This window comes from Taishania pollutisoli (assembly GCF_014518315.1).
Taxonomy (GTDB): Bacteria; Bacteroidota; Bacteroidia; order Flavobacteriales_D; family Crocinitomicaceae; genus Taishania; species Taishania pollutisoli.
The window spans coordinates 33,750-53,281 of the sequence record NZ_JACVEL010000004.1 but is presented as its reverse complement, the minus strand read 5'-3'; the positions used below and the strand labels follow the sequence as shown (position 1 = coordinate 53,281).

The window sequence follows — 19,532 nt, the reverse complement described above, 5'->3', positions numbered from 1 at the left end:
AACAATAAGAATATTAATTAGCTATGTCGAATGCAAACTGGCCTCTTTGGGAGGTATTCATAAGAAGTAAACAAGGATTGAGTCACAAACATGTAGGAAGTTTACGTGCTGCAGATGCTCAAATGGCTGTTGAAAATGCGCGTGATGTATATACACGTCGTTCAGAAGGAATCAGTATCTGGGTGGTACAGTCCAATGATGTATTTGCTTCCGATCCAAGTGAAGCAGATTCACTGTACGAACCGGCAGATTCCAAGGTGTATCGTCACCCTACGTTTTACGATGTTCCCGATGGAATTTCTCACATGTAATCCTTTAGCTATACAAAATGAACAAGAATTTATTTGAATACTTACTTCGTTTAGGCGATGATAGTTTGATCATCGGGCATCGGTTATCGGAATGGTGTGGTCACGGACCTATTCTGGAGGAAGACATCGCGATGACAAACATGGCGTTGGATTTTATCGGACAGGCAACAACCATTTTCGAGTATGCGGCAAAGGTAGAAAATACCGGAAGAGATGCCGATGCGTTGGCCTTCCTTCGTTATGAACGGGAATACCGCAACGTATTGTTAGTTGAGCAGCCCAATGAAGATTTTGCTGTAACAATGGTGCGTCAATTTTTGTTCGATGCATTCAGAAAACCGTTGTACGAGGCATTGCAAAACAGTTCAGACACCCAAATTGCTGCCATTGCGGAAAAGTCATTAAAAGAAACAAAATACCACCTGAAGCATTCATCCGAATGGGTAATCCGCTTGGGAGACGGAACCGAAGAATCGCATGAAAAAGCACAATATGCAGTAGACACCTTGTGGCGCTATACAGATGAATTGTTCTTCGAAAATGAGGTAGATGCAGCGTTACAGGCAGAAAACGTGATTCCGTCATTGATTCCAATCCGCGAAGAATGGCAGAAAACGGTAACGGATGTATTGACAGAAGCAACCTTGAGCATTCCTCAAAATGGCTGGAAACAGCAGGGAGGAAGAACAGGACTTCACTCTGAGCACCTGGGATACATTCTGGCGGAATTGCAATACATGCAACGCGCCTACCCGGGAATGAAGTGGTAAACAAAAAAGGGTAAGCGAACAATTCGCTCTACATAAGAGACAACAGAAAATCACCTGGTAGTCATGGTATCGGAATTACAAATATGGCAATGGCTGGAAGAAGTTTCAGATCCGGAAATTCCTGTGCTTACGGTTGTTGATCTGGGCGTTGTTCGTTCGGTGAAAACCAACGGAGATCAGGTCAAAATTGTAATCACTCCGACGTATTCCGGATGTCCCGCCATGCAGGTAATTGAAGAAGATATCAAACAGGTTTTAAAATTTAAAGGTATTGATCAGGTGGAAGTAGAGCTGGTGCTTTCACCTGCCTGGACAACCGACTGGATCTCTGAAAAAGGACGTATCAAATTAAAAGAATATGGTATTGCACCCCCAGCAGATGAAGTCGATAAAAGCGTCCTGTTTGCCGACCCTCCGGTGATTGAATGTCCGCTCTGTCACTCCACGGATACACGTATGATTTCCCAGTTCGGCAGCACTGCCTGCAAAGCTCATTATCAATGCAATTCCTGCCTGGAGCCATTTGATTATTTTAAATGTCTGAAATAGATTTTCATTTCCATATTTCATATTTTTAATGTATTTTCACACAGATTAGCTCGTGTGTAAAACAGGTGATTCTACTTGCTGATCGACTCAACACTTCTTTTATATTTGTTGAGCAGAATAACTTCTTACTTAAACGCTAAACATGGCTACACTCGCACAAGAAAAAATGGAACTGGAACAACTATCGGAAATGATGTTGTTGTCAAAAAAAACAAAACACGAACAAAAACTAGTTGTGGAAGGTGATTCCTGGTTTGATTATCCACTCACAAAAGACATCATCGATCATTTGCGAAAGATGGGATATGCCATTAAACGGCACAGTAAGCACGGAGACACATTAGAAAACATGGTGTTCGGAAGCGAGTATTCCATTCGGAAAAACGTTGCGATCAATAACGGAGATCGAGGTTTACAGGAAGTACTAACCTCTGTTCGCATTTACAATCCGCGTTTTGTTTTATTCAGTGCCGGAGGAAATGATGTCGTCGGAAGTGAGTTTGAACAATATTTAAATCATAAAAATTCCGGACTCAAACTGTTCAAAGAAACGAATTACAATCAAAACCTGCTTGTAATGAAAAATGCGATTGAGCAGTTTCTGATCCGTATCTGGGAAGTCGATCCGGGAATTGACATCCTGATGGACGGATACGATTACGCCAAACCTAACGGAACGACCTACCTGGGAATTTCAGGGCCATGGGTACTTCCCGGTTTTGCTAAGAAAAACATTTTAAACAGGGAGACAGAACAGGAGCCGATCATCAAAAAATTAGTGGACGGATTCAACGGTATTTTAAAGGAACTCGACGCTGCTTACGAACGCTTTCACCACATTGACCTGCGAGGTGTTTTTCCGGATGACAACATGTGGGACAACGAAATTCACCTGAAAAGCCAGGGATATAAAAAAGTAGCGGACATTTATCATCGGAAAATGGAGCAGATCGCAGGGTTTAATCCTGTTGTCTGAAACGATTTTTCGCTCATTGAGTACAAACAGGCAGTAAGATGAACATTGGAGTAACCATGTCAGGAGGAGGGTACCGGGCTTCGGCATACAGTCTGGGGGCGTTGAGCTACCTGGAGAAGCTGGAATTGGCACAACAACCACTTTTGAAGCAGGTGAAAGCGATTTCTACCGTCTCCGGCGGTAGCATCACCGGTCTTTCCTATGCACAATCCGCAAAGCGGAATGAAATATTTACACTCTATTTTCAACGCTTGTTTACTTTTCTTACAGAAGAGGATCTGGTCAACGACGGAATCTCCAATTTTGTCAGTCCGGGATTTAAAAACAGCCTGATCGAAGGATTTGCACGCGTGTATACCGAAAAATTGTTTGATAACGCCACCTTTGCATCCGTTTTACCGGAAAAAACCAGTGCGGGAATCTACGATACACACCTGGAGTTTACCTGTATCAATGCCACGGAATTCAACACAGGAACTCCCTTTCGGTTCATTGCACAACTGTCCCATCTCCGCCACCGGATCGGAAATCATTACTACAAATTGGATCGCGATCTGATCAAACCCATGCCTTTGGGGATTCCTCTTGCGGCATCTTCCTGTTTCCCGGGGGGATTTGAACCCATCAGCATTGACATGGGTCCGTATATCAGCTCAACTTCTGTTATTCATCGCGATGACCGGGATAAAGTGGTTAGTCTGATGGACGGTGGGATCGTCGATAACCAGGGCATTGATTCCATTCTGTTGTACGATGCCGGTAAAAAGGAAAAAGAAGAATTACTCGACCTCATCATCGTAGCCGATGTTGCTTCACCGGATATTTCGGGATATGAACCGACAAAAGAAAAGCGGATTCCAATTATCGGAAACCTCAAAATGATTTCAATTTACCGGTTCACGTGGATCACCAATCTACTGCTGGCAATTGCACTTTTTATTCCGTTTGTTCACCAAAGCAAAATAGCCCTGGGAATAATTTCCGGGTTGCTGACACTGTTTACACTGGCGACATTCATTCTCACCTATGCCAAACAATTCATCCGGAAGGCCGCCAATACCAATGAAGTAGGGATCGGAAAAGTCACAAAGATGAATGTACTCACACCCAATGCGGTTTCGGAATTGTTTATCAACCGCGCCAACTCGGTGAGCCTGATGGTGGGAAGTATCTTCTTAAAACATTTGCGCAACAAACATTACCAGGAGCTATTCGGAAACAGGATGTACGTCCACAAATGCTTCTCAACTGCCATTTACGATTTAAAACATCCCGATCCGACGGATCAACAAGCCAACATCCGGGGAGTTTCTTTCTTTGATCTGGGTGTGGGTGAACCTACTGAAACCATCCGGGACATCTGCACCTCCGCATCCGGGATGAAAACAACACTATGGGTTCCCCTCAATAAAAAAGGAAAAGAAAAAATACGTGATGTAATTACGGCAGGACAGTTAACAACGTGCATCAATTTTATCATTTACTACCACAAAATCTGTAAAAGCCTGCAATCCATTGAAAACCGCAAACAAACAGGAACATCAGGAGGAAATGATTCCTATCACGAGCCCTTTCTCCGCCGCCAGATCCAACACCTGACACCGATTGATCAACAGGCACGTGTACATTGGAAACAATTTATTGAAAATCCGTACTGGATGGTGGATGAATTGAATGAAAAATAATCTACACCTTCCCTACAATCGCTTCTGAGACATTGATAATGTGATCTCCGACTTTTTCGAGCGAAGAGAACAAATCATTATAAATCATTCCCGCTTTGAAATTCGGATCCTGATTGGACAAACTTTCGAGGTAATCCTTGCGTAATTTGTTGCGGGTTTCATCAATCTTTCGTTCCGCGGCAATCGCACTGTCCAGGCTCACTTTTTCGTGGTGTGCCGTCAGGTTTTCACACATGATGATCAACGCTTCGTCCACCGCATCGAACATGGTAGCAATGTTGTTGCGTTGTTCCGGTGTAAACCACAGCTTTTCTGCCGTTTTTCGCTCAATGGTTTTTGACATCTGGTAGAAAATATCACCGATCCGTTCCAAATCATTGACCATACTGTTCATTCCCCGGATGCGCATAGCCGTGTGTTCCGTCAGATCTCCTTCGGCAATTTTATTGAGGTATTTTACTACTTCGATTTCAATCTTGTCGGTAATGTCTTCGTACTTTTCAATCCGCGTCAGGATTTTCTCAATCTGGTTGGTATTTTTCTCATAGAGCAGCGAACGCGTCATCTTAGACATTCGTTGTGTAAGTGTTCCGAATTTGGCAATTTCTTTTTTCGCTTCCAGGATGGATAAATCGGCCGTACTCAGGATACCTGTTCCGATAAACTCCAGGTGGAAGACCTCATCTGATTTTCCTTTTGATTTTACCGTCATTTCCGACCACTTTACCAATTGCGGAATGAAGCCGATCAGCAACAACGTATTGATCAGGTTGAATAAGGTATGAAACAACACCAAGCCGGAATTTGCATGCTCCACAGGTGCATTGATCGGGTCACCCCAACCAATATTCAGCATAAACCATTGAATACCCTGGATGATAAACGGTAACAACAACAAAGCCCAGATAAAGCCAATTCCGTTGAACAGGGAATGAATCCGGGCAGAGCGCTTGGCATGTACATTGCCTGTTGAAGTCGCCATCTCAACCGCAACAACTGTTCCCAGGTTTGCTCCCAGAATGATCGCAACGGCGACATCAAACGGTAAAAGACCGCAGTTGACCAGCACCATCGTCAATACCATTGTCGCGGAAGAAGACTGAACAAGTACTGTAATGAACGCACCGATCAACACAAACAACAACACACCCAGCACCGGGATTTCCCCATACGCCAGCAGGGTTTGTATAAACGGGAATTCAGCAATATCTTCAGGCATACATTCAACCATGAATCCCAATCCCATAAACAGGAATACGAATCCGAAAATGGAATTTACCCATGGTTTCCAGCGTTTTTTTCCGAAAAATAATAACGGGGCAACAAATGCAAGAATAAACAGCGCGTAATTGGAAAGATCGATCTCAAAGGCCAGCAAATTAATAAACCACGCCTTCATCGTTGTACCGATGTTCGCTCCCATAATCACTCCGGCAGACTGAATCAGTGTAAGGATCCCGGCATTTACAAACGATGCCGCCATGACAACGGTGACGGTGGAAGACTGAATGATGGAAGAGATACTGAACCCGGCCAACACTCCTTTCAATTGATTGGATGCAATGGACCCGAGCTGATTTCGCAACCTGGATCCAAGTACTTGCTGCAACCCTTCACTCATCACTTTCATTCCGTAAATGAACAGTCCGAGTGAACCGATCAGGACGATGAATTTAAATATTCCCCATGGTAATTCCGTCCGGGCAGGATAATCCTTCGACCACATGATCTCTTTTCCGGTGTTCAGTCCGATGGAATAGCTATAATCTTCATTTTTCTCCAGCTGCTCAATTCTGTAATCGGTACGTTCCAGCGGAACAGCTTTGATCACTGTCCAGCGGGGAGCGTCTTTTTTTAAATCATCTTTTTGAATGTAGCGGATCGCTATTGTATAGTCATGGGCCTTGGCAGATTCATACACATCGTAGTTGATCGTCCATTTTAATTTTAACCCTTCCGGTTTCGAAACAGCAGTAATATTGACGATTTTCCGGATAGAATCATCTTCAATGACCTTCTTGTTTCCGGGATTCTCCGCAACAGATCCATATACAACAGGCTGTGCCAGAAACAGCAGCAATACCAACAGATATTTCAACCTTAATTGCAAGTACATACACATGAATTTTGAAACAAAAGTAGACAGCTAAGATTTTTCGTTGTTTGAAAACATGTTAAGTTAACATTAACTTTCAGGAAAACACCGGAAACACAAGGGATTTGCGATGGATTTTCTCTTTAGTAAACCGTTTTTGTTAATAGAAACTTTACCTATAAATAAATTATAGAAAACACCTTTCCGATGGACTTACACCAACTTTGCATCAACAAAAAATGTAAAGAAATGAAAACAACAAAAATGAAAATCGGAACGTTGTTATTAGGTGCAGCACTTACTATGACAGCTGTATCATGTAAAAAAGAAGGTTGTACAGATGCTACGGCAACCAACTATGATGAAAAAGCAAAAAAAGATGATGGTTCTTGCCAGTACGCGCAATCAGAAGATGAGGATGTAATCAAAGTATCTTCTAACATCACTTCTAACACAACCTGGGAAACAGGAAAAGTATATGTTTTAACAAGCCGTATCGCTGTTACAAACGGAGCAACATTGACAATTCAACCGGGAGTTATCGTAAAAGGTGAAGCTGGTACAGGAGCAAATGCTACTGCTTTGATCATTGCAAGAGGAGCAAAATTGAATGCTTCAGGAACAGCTACTCAACCAATTATATTTACATCAATCGCTGACGAAATTCAGCCGGGACAAATCGCGAGCCCGAACCTGGATCCGACAATGAACGGATTGTGGGGTGGTTTAATCGTTTTGGGATATGCTCCTATTTCTGCTGATGCTGAAACAGCACAAATCGAAGGAATTCCTGCTTCTGATCCGAACGGATTGTACGGAGGAAACAACGTGGCTGATAACTCAGGTACCATTCAATACATTTCTATCCGTCACGGTGGTGCAAACATTGGAGAAGGAAACGAAATCAACGGGTTGACACTTGGTGGTGTTGGTAACGGAACAGTTATTGAAAACATTGAAGTAATCGGTAATCAGGATGACGGAATCGAGTGGTTCGGTGGATCTGTTAACGTAAAAAATGCGGTTGTTTGGAATGCAAGTGACGACGCAATCGATACAGACCAGGCTTGGTCAGGAACGTTGGATAATTTCGTAGTTATCTGTGTACCTGGTTCGAACCCGACAGATCACGCGTTGGAAATCGACGGGCCTGAAGGAGCTTATTTGGCTGGCCACACCGTACAAAACGGTACAATCAAAGGAAGTGCTGATTCAGAAATCGGTGATTTCAGAGACGGAGCAAGAGGAACATTCAAAAATATCTACGCATTCGGATTCCCTGATCCGGCAACTGCAGGAAAAGGTGATCTTTCTTTGTCAGGAACAGCAACACAAACAAACTTTGCAAATGGTGATTTAGTATTTGAAAACCTGCAAATCACTCCTGCTTCCGGAGTTGCATTAAGCGCAATCTTCCTGAACGGAACAGATGCACACGCTACAAGCGTAAGCCAGGGAGCAAATACAGTAGGTGCAACTACATCTGCTTTCTCCGGATGGTCTTGGGCTTCTGTCGCAGGTCAATTAAACTTCTAATGTTAACCGACATCGTATTATATAACTAAAAAAACAGACCCGGACTCGCAGTAAACGCTGCGAGTTTAGGTCGTTTTAAGGAATTTTCTTTTGAAACATCGTGAACAAAACAGTTATGAAATTTAATTTTATTCTTTCGGTATCTTTCATCCTCACTGCCACTACTGCAGCATTTTCTCAAAATGGTACAATCCGGGGATCTGTTATCGAAGCGGCATCCGGTGAAGCCGCTTCAGGAGTACGTATCATTGTTTCCGGTACCTCTACCGGTTGCGTATCCGACCTGGACGGAAAGTACGAATTGGCACTTAATCCGGGAAAACATGAACTGATTTTCAGTTCCTTTCTGTACGATACATTGAAAATGGGAGATGTAGAAGTAAAAAGCGGGGAAGTAAGCGTGTTACCGGTCATTAAAATGGGGGAAGCAGTAACACAGGTAGAAGAGGTAACAATCAGTGCGACAAGAAGAGTGGATACGGATGTAGCTGTTTTGGTTCTTAAACAAAAAGCTCCAAATGCCATTGACGGAATTTCAGCTGCGAGTTTCAGGAAAATAGGAGATTCTGATGCTGCAGGAGCAATGACACGTGTTCCCGGAGTTTCTGTTTCCAACGGGAAATACGTCTTCATCCGCGGAATTGGTGACCGGTACAATAAAACCGTATTGAACGGGATGGACATTCCCGGGCTGGATCCGGATAAAAACACCCTGCAAATGGATATCTTCCCGACAAGTATCATTGAAAATATGATTGTCAACAAATCATTCATTGCAGATCTTCCTGCAGATTTTGCCGGTGGTGTGATCGATATTTCACTGAAAAACTTCCCGGACAACAAACAGGGAAATGTTTCCATCAGCATGGGATACAACCCTAACTATCACTTTAATAAAAACTACCTGACTCAAAGCAGGGGAAAAACAGACTTTTTAGGATTCGATGACGGATTGCGCACCATTCCGGCAGAAAACAATATCCCGTTCTATGCGAAAATCATCGGAAATCCGGACGGACCGGACGCAACACGTTACAAAGAAGTGTTGAGTAAGTTCAATGCGAACATGGGAGCCATTCAACAAATGAGTATGATGGATTTCGGACTTGGATTTTCATTCGGAGATCAGAAAAAACTGGCTAAAAGTGCGGTGGGATACAACTTCATGTTGTCGTATAGCAACAGTACCGAATTTTTCAAAGATGCGGAATACGGACGGTATGGTTTGAGTGCCAATTCATCTGTTTACGAAATGAACATGCGGGAATTCCAGAAAGGTTCTTTCGGGGTCAACAATGTTATGTTAAGCGCAATGGCAGGTGTGGGAATCAAGACATTGAAATCAAAATATACCTTTAACATTTTGCACCTCCAAAACGGAGAATCCAAATCAGGAATTTTCGACTATGAAGGAAATGACCAGGGATCGGTTTTCTCAGCATACCAGCACAACCTGGAATACAGTCAGAGAGGAATGACAAACGCGCAATTGATCGGAAAGCATGAAATCGGGAAAAATTCACGATGGGAGACAGAATGGAAATTGTCCCCTACCTATTCTACCATTGAAGACCCGGATGTGCGTTTCACCCGCTACAGAACGCAAACAGCAGGAGTATCGATCGGTACGGAATCAGGATTCCCGGAACGAATCTGGAGAGAATTACAGGAGATCAACCTGGCAGGAAAAGCAGATGCAACCTGGAAGTTCAATGCGTTTGGAAGCAAAGGAGAATTGAAATTCGGAGGAGGTCATACGTACAAAGAGCGCGATTTCAACATCCGAACATTCATGGTGAACGTTCGAAACATCCACTTAACAGGAAACCCGGACGAATTATTTGCTCCTGAAAATTTATGGCCGTACAACGGTGACATCTCCAAAGGAACAACCGTTGAACCGACATTCCTTCCAAACAATCCAAACCAGTTTACATCAAATGTGAACAATACATCCGGTTTTGTTTCAGCACAAATCAGCCCGTTTAAACGCTTGAAAACAGTCATCGGACTGAGAGCGGAAAACTATGTTCAGCGATACACCGGAAGAGACCAGATGGGATACAACATCCTGAACAATGACATCGTACTGAATGATTTGGGACTGTTCCCTTCACTCAACCTTGTATTTGCAGCAACGGAGAAGCAAAACATTCGTTTTGCATACGGCAAAACCATTGCACGCCCTTCCTTCAAGGAGATGTCGTATGCAGAAATCGTTGACCCGCTTACGGGAAGAACATTTATCGGAGGTTTGTTTAAAGACGAAGACAACGGAACAGGGACTGTTTATTGGGACGGAAACCTGAGGAGTACGGATATTCACAACTTTGATTTGAGATGGGAGATTTTCCCGTCGCTTGATCAAACCATCTCGGTGAGCGCATTCTACAAAAAGTTCTTCAACCCGATTGAGATTGTTCAATATTCTTCACAAGCAGGTTCATTCCAGCCGCGAAACGTAGGTGACGGGCAAGTATTGGGAGGAGAGTTGGAAATCCGTTTAGGACTTGGATTTATTTCTGAAAAAGTAAAAGACTTTTCCTTTATCTCCAATGTAACAGTAACAGAGTCCAGAATTCAGTTCAGCGAAACGGAAAAACAAAGCCGTGTAGCCAATGCACGTGAGGGAGAAACAATCAAGAATTACAGAAAAATGGCCGGTCAGGCTCCATACGTTGTCAATGCAGGATTTTCTTATAATGGCGGTGAAAACGGTTTCTGGAAAGGATTTGAAGTCGGGGTATTCTACAACGTACAGGGATCTACATTGATCTATGTAGGAATGGTCGACCGGCCGGATGTATATACCGTTCCGTTCCACAGTCTGAATTTCAATGCCAACAAAAAATTCGGTAAAAATAACAACTGGAGTGTCGGATTGAAGATTTCCAACCTGCTGAACGATAAAAAAGAAGAAGTCTTCAAATCTTATAACGCGCAGGATCAGTACTTTTCTCGTTTAACATTGGGAACAACTACTTCATTGAAAGTCGGATATAACTTTTAATTGAAGGTTTTTTAACAATTTTAATATAGGAAAGCTCAAAAAAGTTATCTAATTTAGACGTGTAACAAACTTGAAAAACTAGAAAAGCTATGTTGGAACTCACAAAAAAAGTCCTTAAAAAGGTAAGTTTTGATGCGTTTTTATTTCAAAAGGAGTTATACAAGGCTCTGAAATGGATTACAGATGCTGAGGAAGTGAAAAAGTTTAGAGAGTGGTGTATTGTCGAATTTGGAGCAACTTACCCTGTAATCATTAAAAAAGCATTTGACAGCAAAAAATTAGCATTAGAAAAAAGATAAGCTGATTTTAGAGTTTAACAAACATTGAGCACTGTGATCATAAAAAGTTAATTCTTTTGATTCGCAGTGCTCTTTTTCATTTTATATACTTAATTTTGCTCCTCAAAAATTAAAGCATCATGTTGGAAATTACACGTATTCGTACAGAGAAAGAAGCGATTATTGAAGGACTGAAAAAAAGACATTTCAATGCTGAACCGATCATCAATGAATTATTGGAAAAAGATGAGCAGTGGAGAAAAGGGAAAGCAGACCTGGATTCGATTCTTTCGGAAATGAATACGCATGCGAAAAACATCGGGCTTTTAATGAAAGACGGAAAAAAAGAAGAAGCCGAAGCCGCTAAAACAGCTGTTGCCGAACTGAAAAATCGTGAAGCAGCACTAAAGGCAACTGTTGATCAACTGGATAAAGATATTCTGCAACTGATGTACCAACTGCCGAATGTACCGAATGAATTGGTAAAAGCAGGAAAAAATGAGTTGGACAACGAAACGGTTTTTGAAGCGGGGACAACGCCTGTGTATGATTTTGAAGCTCTTCCTCACTGGGATCTTGCTAAAAAATACGACCTGATTGATTTCGAATTGGGTGTAAAGGTAACCGGAGCAGGATTTCCGTTCTACAAAGGAAAAGGAGCGAAATTACAACGGGCACTGATCAATTTCTTCTTATCTGAGGCTGAAAAAGCAGGGTATACAGAATACATCGCACCGCACGTTGTTAACGAAGCATCCGGTTACGGAACAGGTCAGCTGCCAGACAAAGAAGGACAAATGTACCACATTCCGGAAGACGGTTTGTACATGATTCCGACTGCCGAAGTGCCGTTGACAAACATTTATCGGGATGTGATCCTTCCGTCGGAGGATTTTTCAATCAAAATGACCGGGTATACACCATGCTTCCGTCGTGAGGCAGGTTCATACGGTAAAGATGTACGAGGGTTGAACCGCCTGCATCAATTTGACAAAGTAGAAATTGTACGCATTGAGCATCCTTCCAATACAGCAAAAGCGTTGGAAGAAATGATGGAACATGTCAAGGGATTGCTGGAAAAATTAGGGTTGCAGTTCCGTATTTTACGTCTCTGTGGAGGTGATACAGGTTTCGCAGCTGCAATGACCTATGATTTTGAAGTGTATTCTGCGGCGCAGCAAAAATGGTTGGAAGTATCTTCTGTATCCCGTTTTGATACATTCCAGGCCAACCGGTTGAAATTGCGCTTCAAAACGGCAGATAAGAAAACGCAGCTGGCGCATACCTTGAACGGATCCGCATTGGCATTGCCGCGAATCATGGCATCGTTGATGGAAAATCACCAAACAGCAGACGGCATTGTGATTCCGGAAGTATTACAGTCATTTACAGGTTTCGCGAAAATCAATTAAAAATAAAGAAACAACAAAATCTGATAGAAAAGCCGGTTTAATCTCCGGCTTTTTTCGCATCATAGATGTATTCAAATGTTTCTTTGAATATTACCCGTTCGATTTCGCCCCGTTTTACCTCTTTTACTACGTTGACAGGTAAACCGTTCTTGAGTTCAAAATCGTAATTGGAGGAAGCAACAAAATCCCCCATACTAAAGGTCGAGTCAACAAATCCGGTGCAAATACCCTCTTTATCAAACCGGAATGTCCGGTGAATTTTAAACGGGTCATCGGTCCAGTCAATGTGTTTGAGTACTCCTTCAACATACGTAAACTCCCGCACATTGCTTTCTTCAACCAGGTTCTGCACACTGTATATTTTTTCAGGATGCCGCATCGATCCCCAGGCAATGATATCATCTTTACCCGGTCGGCATAATGTATCGATGGTCAGTGACTTCCAGTTTTTGGAGTTTGGAACAACAAATAATTTTCTGGAAGAAGCCGTGCTCTCAAAACTTACCAGGCTTTTAGTTCGTTGCAATTGCTTAAACTCGTAATATGCAAAGTCTTCTTTTCGAATTTCCTCATTGAGTTTAACCTTCGCAAATCCTGTTACCTCCTGGTGGTCAGAATAACTGATCAGGATGGTACTGATTAACCGGTTGTCATAATAATTTCCTATCTGCATGGTTTGCAACAATCCGTCTTTTGTGAATGAGTAAGTAATTTTCTTATCCGGTGTAACTGCAGCTCCATCCTCAGTAGAATCGGCTGTTTCATAGTAAAACGTGCGCTCAATCGCCCGAATGCCTCTCCGTTTGATAATGGAATCATTGAACCATACCGGAAACGAGATGATCTTTTCTCCGTCGCTGTACATGGCCGATAGATTCAAGACATTTGGTTCCAGATTCTGGTGATCATTCCCTTTATTATGATTGTTCAACCCGCCGGAGCACGCTGTTAAAATCAGTAGCAAGAGTATAAAATAGACCTGTTTCATGAGGTTGAATATACATCAGTTTTTTTAATTTCCAATCGCCGGCTTTGTATCCTTTCTCATTATAAAGCACTTCTTCGGGAATAGCATATGAAATTTAACCTTACTTTTACACCGCAAGAAATAACATAACACATGGACCCCGGATGATTCAACAGGTAAAGACACATATCAGAAAAGCACCTTTTTTGTGGATGGCACTTCCGGCAGCTGCATTGATGTTCGCACTGATTTCTCTTGTTAATCATTACTGTTTCCGGACCTATGCACTGGATCTTGGATTGTATACCAATGCCTTGTATGACTACGCTCATTTTTCATGGAATGACAGCTCTGTATTTAAAGAAATGCCTGAAAACATTCTTGCCGATCATTTTGATTTATACCTCCCTCTCTTTTCTCCGTTGATTTATGTATTCGGGACGTATACCCTACTGATTGTTCAGATTGTCTTCATCCTCATCGGGGCGATAGGAATTTACCGGTTGGTTGAACACCGGTTCCCTGATTCCGGGCTGAAGAATTATGCCCTCGCTTATTTCCTGGTGTTTTTTGGGATCTATTCCGCACTTTCATTTGATTATCACAGTAATGTTGTCGCATCGATGCTTGTTCCATGGCTGTTTTTGGCAGTGGACAAACGTCAACTAATACGTGCCGCTATACTTACACTGGCGATTCTTATCGGAAAAGAAAATTTACCACTGTGGATGATTTTTATCGGCATCGGATTGTTGATCCGGTACTACAAAGACATCCGGTTGCGTTATTTTCTGATCGGAGTCATTCTGTTTTCCGCCATCTACTTTGTTGTCATCACCGGCTACGTAATGCCTGCTTTGTCGAATGCCGGAAAATACCCGCACTTTCATTACAGTAAGCTGGGGACAAATGCCGGAGAGGCACTCAGGTATATTGTTAGTCATCCGATTGAAAGTCTGCGTTTACTCTTCGTTAACCATACGACATCTCCCGAATTTAATTATGTGAAAACTGAACTGTGGATCTTCCTAATCCTTTCCGGTTTTTTGTGTTTGTTCAGACCTGTTTACCTGCTCATGTTACTGCCGATTATCGGTCAGAAATTATACCACGACAATCCGGTGATGTGGAGTATCAATTATCAATATTCCATTGAGTTCGCACCCATTTTTGCGATCGGTACTTTTGAAACCATCGCTGCATGGAAACGGAAAAAAGTTCGGGTAATTGCAGCGCTCGCCAGCATTTTCCTTGCGTTTGTCTGCTCCGTCCGGTCAATGGATCGATCCATCATCTATTCTGAAAAATCCCGGATTCGGGTGTATCAAGCCAACCATTACAAACGGGAGTTTCCTATCGGGGAAGCATATCAATTGATCACAGAAATTCCTGCTGATGCCGTTGTGAGCGCACATGCCTGCTTTGTACCACACTTAGCCCTGCGACCGACAATCTATCAATTCCCGATTGTCAAGGATGCAGCATATATCCTTCTTTCACCTAAAGAAGGAACATACCCATTGAATCAGGAACAATTTGATGCAGAAATAGATCGGCTTACACATTCGCCTGAATGGGAGGTAATTGTTCAGAATGAAAACTTCATTTTGCTCAAGAAAAAATCCGGTCAGTAGCACGTTTATAAATTTTCGTATATTTGTTTCAACTTTAGGGGTGTCTGTTTGGAAACAGGCTGAGAGTTTACCCTTTGAACCTGATTCGGCTCATACCGACGTAGGGAAAAGTGAACGACACACAGGTATGTTCTATACCTTTTCACATGTCATTCCTAAAGTAAATTAAAACAACAACAGGAATGAAATTAATCGTCAACAACCAGGAAAAAAAGTACGACCAACTGACACTTTCCGTTCAGGAATTGCTGGATTTGGAATTTCCACAACGTCAAAACGGAATTGCAGTTGCCATTGATGACTCCATTGTTCCGAAATCAAACTGGACAAGCACATTGCTCACAGAAAATGCCACTGTGTTAATTATCACCGCAACGCAAGGAGGATAATCATGTGTAAAATCAAAACAGTCACGATGTCATACTATCAAAAAGTCATAACGTCAAAAAAATCATAAAATCATAAGATATGAGTACTCATCAGGAAATTTCAACAACACCCTTTCCAAATTCAAAGAAAGTATATTTGGACGGAACACTTCACCCGATCAAGGTGGCCATGCGGGAAATTACACTTCACCCGACAAAATTAAGTAAAGGAGGAATCGAAGAAAACCCTCCGATCACCGTGTACGATACCTCTGGTGCGTATACCGATGAAAACATTCAAATTGATGTGCGAAAAGGACTTCCGCGTTTGCGTGAACAATGGATTCTGGACAGAGGAGACGTGGAAGTCCTCGATACAATTACCTCCGAGTACGGGCAGCAGCGTCTGAATGATGAAAAACTGGATCACCTGCGATTTCAGTACAACCATAAACCGAAACGTGCAAAAGAAGGAGCCAATGTAACACAATTGTACTATGCGAAGCAAGGAATGATTACTCCTGAAATGGAATACATTGCCATCCGCGAAAATCAACGCATCGAACAATTAAATGAAGCAACAAAAGGCATGGATTTCCAACACCAGGGAAACAGTTTCGGTGCCAATACACCAAAAAACAAAATTACACCGGAGTTTGTCCGTGACGAGATTGCAGCCGGTCGCGCAATCATTCCGAATAACATCAACCACCCGGAAAGCGAACCGATGATCATCGGGCGCAACTTTTTGGTAAAAATTAATGCGAATATCGGAAACAGTGCCGTTACTTCAAGCATTGAGGAAGAGGTAGAAAAAGCAGTGTGGGCATGCCGTTGGGGAGCAGATACGATCATGGACTTGTCAACGGGGAAAAACATTCATGAGACGCGCGAGTGGATCATCCGCAATTCTCCGGTTCCGATCGGTACCGTTCCGATATACCAGGCATTGGAAAAAGTAAAAGGAGTGGCTGAAGACCTTACATGGGAAATTTTCCGCGACACGCTCATCGAACAAGCTGAGCAAGGAGTTTCTTATTTTACTATTCACGCCGGTGTTTTATTGCGCTACATTCACCTCACAGCCAACCGTGTTACGGGAATTGTATCCCGCGGAGGTTCCATCATGGCAAAATGGTGCTTGTTTCACCACAAAGAAAATTTCCTGTACACCCATTTCGAAGAGATTTGTGAAATCATGAAGAAATACGACGTTGCTTTCTCACTGGGAGACGGTTTACGTCCGGGAGCAATTGCCGATGCCAATGATGCTGCTCAATTTGCTGAATTGGAAACGTTGGGAGAATTGACAAAAATTGCCTGGAAACACGATGTGCAGGTTATGATCGAAGGTCCGGGACACGTGCCGATGCACATGATCAAGGAAAATATGGACAAGCAGCTGAAAGAATGCCACGAAGCTCCTTTCTACACACTTGGACCATTGACAACAGACATCGCTCCGGGTTATGACCACATCACATCTGCAATCGGAGCGGCTATGATCGGTTGGTTCGGTTGCGCCATGCTCTGTTATGTAACTCCGAAAGAACACCTGGGATTACCGAACAAAAAAGACGTAAAAGACGGAGTAATTACCTACAAGCTGGCAGCACATGCCGCTGACCTGGCAAAAGGGCATCCGGGAGCACAATACCGCGATAATGTATTGAGTAAAGCACGTTTTGAATTCCGTTGGGAAGACCAGTTCAATTTATCTCTTGACCCGGATACGGCGCGGGAATTCCACGATGAAACACTTCCTGCCGACGGTGCAAAAGTTGCGCATTTCTGCTCCATGTGCGGACCGAAATTCTGCTCGATGAAAATCACACAGGAAATTCGCGATACGGCAGAACAAGGAATGTTGGAAAAATCAGAAGAATTCATCGAGAAAGGAAAACAGCTTTATTTGTAACTTTTGGCAGTCCTCCCCCCTTGATCCCCCTCTAAAGGGGGAGGATTTCCATAAATAGTGATCACAGCATGACTCCCATCATCATTTCCAGCCCTGTTTTCGTCGCTAACGAAACGGATATCATCAACCACTTGTTTGATGAAGGATTGGAATTGTTTCATCTTCGGAAACCGGATTATACGGAAGAAGGATATCGTTCTTTGATTCAACAAATCAACAGCAAATACCGGGATCGATTAGTGTTACACCAATTCCATGAATTGGCACAGGCATACGGAATCAATCGCTTGCATTTTCCTGAGACAAAACGGATGGAAACAACCAAGTGGGAGACCTGTTCACCGTTTATTTTGTCGACCTCCATTCATTCCATCGAGGCATTTAACCAACTTTCGGAGCAATTCAGTTATGCATTTCTGAGTCCTGTTTTCCCGAGTATTTCGAAAGAAGGATATCGTTCCGATCTGGATTTGATGAAAGAAGTATATAAACGAACCAATTTCCACACACGATTGGTGGCAGTAGGAGGAATTATGCAAGAAAATATACAACCCGTTATGGAAAATGGCTTTGATGCTATTGCTTTACTGGGAGCAATCTGGAAGAGCGGTCATCCGATAAAAAATTATAGCGAATGCAGAACAAACTACAATACATATCTCAGGGAAACACATCCGTAGAGCAACTGAAGAACATTCAGCACGCGCTGGAAAACGGTTGCAAATGGATTCAACTGCGGTGGAAAAATGTATCCGAAAAGGAATTCATGCCCGTCGCGATGCGCGTAAAAGAATTGTGCAAGCGACATGGAGCAACGTTCATCATCAATGATTACGTGGAATGGGCAAAAACAATTGATGCAGACGGCATTCACCTCGGATTGGATGATACCCGTATTGCTGAAGCAAGAAAAATACTGGGAGAACATAAAATCATCGGGGGGACAGCAAATACTTTTCAGGATGTATTGCAACGCATCGACGAGCAATGTGATTACATCGGATTGGGTCCGTTCCGGTTTACCTCAACAAAAGACAACCTGAGTCCTGTTCTGGGACTGGAAGGATATACATCCATTTCCAAACAGTTGCAGGTTGCAGAAAAACAAGCAAAAATCTATGCCATCGGAGGAATCCGTTCGGAAGACATACCCTTCATCCTCGAAACCGGAGTTTACGGAATTGCCGTTTCAGGATTATTAACACATACGAACATACAGGTAAAAGATCTTTTACCACAATAAAAAAGAGATGAATACATTCAAATTTGCAGACAAAACATTCAAATCGCGCCTGTTTCTGGGAACAGGAAAATTCGGTTCTTCCTACCAAATGGAAGAAGCGGTCTTAGCTTCCGGAAGTGAATTGGTAACCGTTGCGCTCAAACGCGTAGACCTGACAACAGATACCGATGACTTACTGGCGCATTTAGGGCATGATTTTATTCACCTGCTACCTAATACCTCCGGAGCACGTAATGCAAAAGAAGCCGTATTTGCTGCCGAGTTAGCGCGTGAAGCATTGGGAACAAACTGGGTCAAGCTCGAAATCCATCCCGACCCGAAATACTTACTCCCCGACCCGATTGAAACACTGAAAGCGACAGAAGAACTGGCAAAAGCTGGATTTGTTGTACTACCCTACATTCACGCTGACCCTGTTTTGTGCAAACGATTGGAGGATGTCGGAACAGCAGCTGTCATGCCGTTGGGTTCACCGATTGGTAGCAACAAAGGATTAAAAACAGTTGATTTCCTGGAAATTATCATTGAGCAAAGCAAAGTTCCGGTGATTGTCGATGCGGGAATCGGAGCTCCTTCAGACGCAGCAAAAGCAATGGAAATGGGTGCGGACGCTGTTTTGGTCAACACAGCAATTGCTGTTGCCGGAAACCCGCGGGAAATGGCAGAGGCTTTCAAACTGGCAGTCATTGCCGGGAGAAAAGCATACGAAGCACAATTGGCTCCTACTGTTGCAGGTGCATCCGCTTCCAGTCCGTTGACTTCCTTCTTAAACGATTAATT

Annotated in this window: 17 protein-coding genes and 1 riboswitch; of the genes, 15 read left to right on the top strand and 2 right to left on the bottom strand. The window is 42.9% G+C overall.

All coding sequences use genetic code 11. The annotated features are described in order from the left end of the window. Positions 1-23: 23 nt before the first annotated feature. The 5 genes from paaB (at position 24) to H9Y05_RS07360 (ending at position 4,291) form a co-directional block, all read left to right on the top strand. Entirely contained in the window at positions 24-311 is a 288-nt protein-coding gene (paaB, locus tag H9Y05_RS07380; protein ID WP_163489700.1) for a 1,2-phenylacetyl-CoA epoxidase subunit PaaB, read from the top strand. A gap of 17 nt (positions 312-328) precedes the next feature. Continuing rightward, positions 329-1,081, top strand: a complete 753-nt coding sequence (paaC, locus tag H9Y05_RS07375) for a 1,2-phenylacetyl-CoA epoxidase subunit PaaC (protein ID WP_216713930.1) — start codon at positions 329-331, stop codon at positions 1,079-1,081. Positions 1,082-1,144: 63 nt separating this feature from the next. Next, a complete protein-coding gene (gene paaD, locus H9Y05_RS07370; protein WP_163489698.1) occupies positions 1,145-1,630 on the top strand; it encodes a 1,2-phenylacetyl-CoA epoxidase subunit PaaD in 486 nt (161 codons plus the stop codon). 142 nt (positions 1,631-1,772) lie between these two features. Continuing rightward, positions 1,773-2,606: an SGNH/GDSL hydrolase family protein gene (locus H9Y05_RS07365; protein WP_216713929.1), complete on the top strand. Its 834-nt coding sequence runs from the start codon at positions 1,773-1,775 to the stop codon at positions 2,604-2,606. 38 nt (positions 2,607-2,644) lie between these two features. Then, positions 2,645-4,291 (top strand): patatin-like phospholipase family protein, encoded by a 1,647-nt coding sequence (locus H9Y05_RS07360; protein ID WP_216713928.1) that lies wholly within the window; start codon positions 2,645-2,647, stop codon positions 4,289-4,291. A 1-nt stretch (position 4,292) separates the two neighbouring features. On the opposite strand, the gene H9Y05_RS07355 is transcribed toward H9Y05_RS07360, so the two are convergent. Further along, on the bottom strand, positions 4,293-6,407 hold the full coding sequence (locus H9Y05_RS07355) for a Na/Pi cotransporter family protein (RefSeq protein WP_216713927.1): 2,115 nt from the start codon (positions 6,405-6,407) through the stop codon (positions 4,293-4,295). Between the two features lie 228 nt (positions 6,408-6,635). Between H9Y05_RS07355 and H9Y05_RS07350 the strand changes: the two genes are divergently transcribed. The 4 genes from H9Y05_RS07350 (at position 6,636) to serS (ending at position 12,622) form a co-directional block, all read left to right on the top strand. Next, complete coding sequence (locus tag H9Y05_RS07350) at positions 6,636-7,922, top strand: hypothetical protein (protein ID WP_216713926.1); 1,287 nt, start codon at positions 6,636-6,638, stop codon at positions 7,920-7,922. Positions 7,923-8,037: 115 nt separating this feature from the next. Next, on the top strand, positions 8,038-10,932 hold the full coding sequence (locus tag H9Y05_RS07345) for a TonB-dependent receptor domain-containing protein (RefSeq protein ID WP_216713925.1): 2,895 nt from the start codon (positions 8,038-8,040) through the stop codon (positions 10,930-10,932). A gap of 89 nt (positions 10,933-11,021) precedes the next feature. Continuing rightward, positions 11,022-11,231 carry a hypothetical protein gene (locus H9Y05_RS07340; RefSeq protein ID WP_163489658.1) on the top strand — a complete coding sequence of 70 codons (210 nt, stop codon included), beginning with the start codon at positions 11,022-11,024 and terminating at the stop codon, positions 11,229-11,231. A gap of 119 nt (positions 11,232-11,350) precedes the next feature. Next, positions 11,351-12,622, top strand: coding sequence for a serine--tRNA ligase (serS, locus tag H9Y05_RS07335; RefSeq protein ID WP_216713924.1), 1,272 nt, complete (start codon positions 11,351-11,353; stop codon positions 12,620-12,622). Positions 12,623-12,659: 37 nt separating this feature from the next. On the opposite strand, the gene H9Y05_RS07330 is transcribed toward serS, so the two are convergent. After that, entirely contained in the window at positions 12,660-13,610 is a 951-nt protein-coding gene (locus H9Y05_RS07330; protein WP_163489692.1) for a hypothetical protein, read from the bottom strand. A gap of 143 nt (positions 13,611-13,753) precedes the next feature. Between H9Y05_RS07330 and H9Y05_RS07325 the strand changes: the two genes are divergently transcribed. The 6 genes from H9Y05_RS07325 to H9Y05_RS07300 all read left to right on the top strand — a co-directional run bounded on the left by H9Y05_RS07325 (position 13,754) and on the right by H9Y05_RS07300 (position 19,530). After that, on the top strand, positions 13,754-15,223 hold the full coding sequence (locus tag H9Y05_RS07325) for a DUF2079 domain-containing protein (protein ID WP_216713923.1): 1,470 nt from the start codon (positions 13,754-13,756) through the stop codon (positions 15,221-15,223). A 26-nt stretch (positions 15,224-15,249) separates the two neighbouring features. Continuing rightward, positions 15,250-15,347: riboswitch (TPP riboswitch) on the top strand. 58 nt (positions 15,348-15,405) lie between these two features. After that, positions 15,406-15,612 (top strand): sulfur carrier protein ThiS, encoded by a 207-nt coding sequence (gene thiS, locus H9Y05_RS07320; RefSeq protein WP_216713922.1) that lies wholly within the window; start codon positions 15,406-15,408, stop codon positions 15,610-15,612. Between the two features lie 79 nt (positions 15,613-15,691). Beyond that, positions 15,692-17,509 carry a phosphomethylpyrimidine synthase ThiC gene (gene thiC, locus H9Y05_RS07315; protein ID WP_163489689.1) on the top strand — a complete coding sequence of 606 codons (1,818 nt, stop codon included), beginning with the start codon at positions 15,692-15,694 and terminating at the stop codon, positions 17,507-17,509. A gap of 68 nt (positions 17,510-17,577) precedes the next feature. Then, a complete protein-coding gene (locus tag H9Y05_RS07310; RefSeq protein ID WP_216713921.1) occupies positions 17,578-18,189 on the top strand; it encodes a thiamine phosphate synthase in 612 nt (203 codons plus the stop codon). Beyond that, a complete protein-coding gene (locus tag H9Y05_RS07305; RefSeq protein WP_216713920.1) occupies positions 18,144-18,752 on the top strand; it encodes a thiamine phosphate synthase in 609 nt (202 codons plus the stop codon). The genes H9Y05_RS07310 and H9Y05_RS07305 overlap by 46 nt, the downstream gene beginning before the upstream one ends. Before the next feature lie 7 nt (positions 18,753-18,759). Next, positions 18,760-19,530: a thiazole synthase gene (locus tag H9Y05_RS07300; RefSeq protein WP_163489686.1), complete on the top strand. Its 771-nt coding sequence runs from the start codon at positions 18,760-18,762 to the stop codon at positions 19,528-19,530. The last annotated feature ends 2 nt before the right edge of the window (positions 19,531-19,532 follow it).

What these genes read in the sequence shown, in the direction of transcription:
- paaB (WP_163489700.1), top strand. Translation starts at nt 24, where the DNA reads ATGTCGAATGCAAACTGGCCTCTTTGGGAGGTATTCATAAGAAGTAAA.
- paaC (WP_216713930.1), top strand. Translation starts at nt 329, where the DNA reads ATGAACAAGAATTTATTTGAATACTTACTTCGTTTAGGCGATGATAGT.
- paaD (WP_163489698.1), top strand. Translation starts at nt 1,145, where the DNA reads ATGGTATCGGAATTACAAATATGGCAATGGCTGGAAGAAGTTTCAGAT.
- H9Y05_RS07365 (WP_216713929.1), top strand. Translation starts at nt 1,773, where the DNA reads ATGGCTACACTCGCACAAGAAAAAATGGAACTGGAACAACTATCGGAA.
- H9Y05_RS07360 (WP_216713928.1), top strand. Translation starts at nt 2,645, where the DNA reads ATGAACATTGGAGTAACCATGTCAGGAGGAGGGTACCGGGCTTCGGCA.
- H9Y05_RS07355 (WP_216713927.1), bottom strand. Translation starts at nt 6,407, where the DNA reads ATGTACTTGCAATTAAGGTTGAAATATCTGTTGGTATTGCTGCTGTTT.
- H9Y05_RS07350 (WP_216713926.1), top strand. Translation starts at nt 6,636, where the DNA reads ATGAAAACAACAAAAATGAAAATCGGAACGTTGTTATTAGGTGCAGCA.
- H9Y05_RS07345 (WP_216713925.1), top strand. Translation starts at nt 8,038, where the DNA reads ATGAAATTTAATTTTATTCTTTCGGTATCTTTCATCCTCACTGCCACT.
- H9Y05_RS07340 (WP_163489658.1), top strand. Translation starts at nt 11,022, where the DNA reads ATGTTGGAACTCACAAAAAAAGTCCTTAAAAAGGTAAGTTTTGATGCG.
- serS (WP_216713924.1), top strand. Translation starts at nt 11,351, where the DNA reads ATGTTGGAAATTACACGTATTCGTACAGAGAAAGAAGCGATTATTGAA.
- H9Y05_RS07330 (WP_163489692.1), bottom strand. Translation starts at nt 13,610, where the DNA reads ATGAAACAGGTCTATTTTATACTCTTGCTACTGATTTTAACAGCGTGC.
- H9Y05_RS07325 (WP_216713923.1), top strand. Translation starts at nt 13,754, where the DNA reads ATGATTCAACAGGTAAAGACACATATCAGAAAAGCACCTTTTTTGTGG.
- thiS (WP_216713922.1), top strand. Translation starts at nt 15,406, where the DNA reads ATGAAATTAATCGTCAACAACCAGGAAAAAAAGTACGACCAACTGACA.
- thiC (WP_163489689.1), top strand. Translation starts at nt 15,692, where the DNA reads ATGAGTACTCATCAGGAAATTTCAACAACACCCTTTCCAAATTCAAAG.
- H9Y05_RS07310 (WP_216713921.1), top strand. Translation starts at nt 17,578, where the DNA reads ATGACTCCCATCATCATTTCCAGCCCTGTTTTCGTCGCTAACGAAACG.
- H9Y05_RS07305 (WP_216713920.1), top strand. Translation starts at nt 18,144, where the DNA reads ATGCAGAACAAACTACAATACATATCTCAGGGAAACACATCCGTAGAG.
- H9Y05_RS07300 (WP_163489686.1), top strand. Translation starts at nt 18,760, where the DNA reads ATGAATACATTCAAATTTGCAGACAAAACATTCAAATCGCGCCTGTTT.